Source organism: Streptomyces sp. UF-297 (assembly GCF_058245575.1).
Map to the genome: position 1 here is coordinate 1 of NZ_JBSIBZ010000211.1, position 1784 is coordinate 1784.

The 1784-nt window shown below is 72.3% G+C and carries 1 protein-coding gene; it reads left to right on the top strand.

All coding sequences use genetic code 11. The features are described 5' to 3' along the window. Positions 1-1784 (top strand): SpnB-like Rossmann fold domain-containing protein (locus tag AC4IJH_RS43460; protein ID WP_490857554.1); only part of this gene is annotated, 1784 nt, incomplete at both ends.

A 1784-nucleotide genomic window follows, 5' to 3' on the forward strand; every position in this document is an offset into this window, starting at 1 on the left:
CGCCGACGCGGCCTGCGCGCTCCGCGACAGCGGCGTACGGACATTCATCGAGATCGGTCCGGACGGTGTCCTCTCGGGCATGGGCCCGCAGAGCCGTACGGATGCCGACGGCGACGTTGCCGAGGTGTGGCTCCCGGTGCTGCGCCGGGGCCGTGACGAACCCCGAGCGCTGCTCACGGCGTTGGCCAAGGCGTTCGTACGGGGCGTGGACGTCGGCTGGGACAGGGTCTTCACGGGTACGGGCGCCCAGCGGATCGACCTGCCCACGTATGCCTTCCAGCGGCAGCGGTACTGGCTGACCCCCGCCGTGGGCAGGCGTGCCGAGGACCTGGGCTTGGAGAGCCCGCGGCACCCCTTGCTGGGTGCGGCCGTCGAACTCCCCGCGACCGGCGGTCTGATGTTGACGGGTCGGCTGTCGCTGGCTGGGCAGTCGTGGTTGGCCGATCATGTGGTGGCCGGGCAGGTGTTGGTGCCGGGTGCCGCCTTGGTCGAGATGGTGGTGCGGGCCGGTGACGAAGCCGGGTGCGGCCAGGTCGAGGAACTGGTCATCGAGGCGCCGCTGGTGCTCTCGCCTCAGAGCGGGGTGCGGGTTCAGGTCACCGTTGACGAGCCCGACGAGGCCGGTCGTCGTGCGGTGGCGGTCTATGCCCAGGTCGAGGACGCCGCCTCCGAGGCGGAGTGGGTGCGGCACGCGGCTGGTGTAGTGGCCCCGGCCGGCTCTGCGGCTTCCGGCAGTGGGCTCGCGCAGTGGCCCCCGGCGGGTGCTGTCGCCGTGGACCTGGACGGCTTCTACCCGGAGCTGGCGGAGAGCGGGCTTGCGTACGGTCCGGTGTTCCAGGGGATGCGTGCGGCCTGGCGGCGCGGCGAGGAACTGTTCGCGGAAGTCGCCCTGCCGGAAGGCGTGAATGCCGCCGACTTCGGGATACATCCGGCGCTGCTGGATGCCGCGTTGCATGTGATCGTGGGCACGGGTGAGCGCGGGGACCGGCCTGATGTCCCGTTCGCCTGGAAGAACGTCAGCCTTCATGCGTCGGGTGCATCGGTGGCCCGGGTCCGGGTGACCCCGGAGCGTACCGGCGAAGGCGTATCGCTGACTCTCGCCGATGCCACCGGTGAACTCATCGTCTCGGTGGGCTCGCTGGTCCTGCGGCCCCTTGCCGCTGCTGCGGCGTCGGCTCGCGAGGGCTTGTACGGCGTGGAGTGGGTGCCGGTCGCGCCCGAGGGCGAGCCGGAGGCTGTGGGCCGGTGGGCGGAGTTGGGCGCCGAGGGCGTGAGTGGCCTGGTGGCGTCGGTGGAGAGGGGCGAAGAGGCCCCCTCGGTTGTGGTGCTGCGGGTCGTGCCGGAGGTGGACACGGCCGGTGTTGCGGGCGCGGCTCGTAGCGCAGCGGTGCACGTACTGGGCGTCGTACAGGAGTGGCTCGCGCAGGAGACCTTGTCCGGGGCGCGGCTGCTGGTGGTCACCGAGCGCGCGATGGACGCGGGCGCGGAGTGTGAGGTGGAGGTTGCCCCTGCCTCCGTCTGGGGCCTGGTGCGGGTAGCGCAGGCGGAGAACCCGGGTCGCCTGGTGCTGGCGGATGTGGATGATCTGTCCGCCGATGGCGTCGCGGAGTGGCTGCGGGCGGGTGTGGACTCGGGCGAGCCGCAGTTCGCGGTACGCGGGGGCCAGGTGCGAGCACCGAGGCTGACGCGGGTCGCTCCGGAGCCGTTGGCTCCGGTGGGTGGACGTGCGGGCACGGTCTTGATCACGGGTGCCTCGGGTGCCCTGGGCGGTCTGGTGGCCCGGC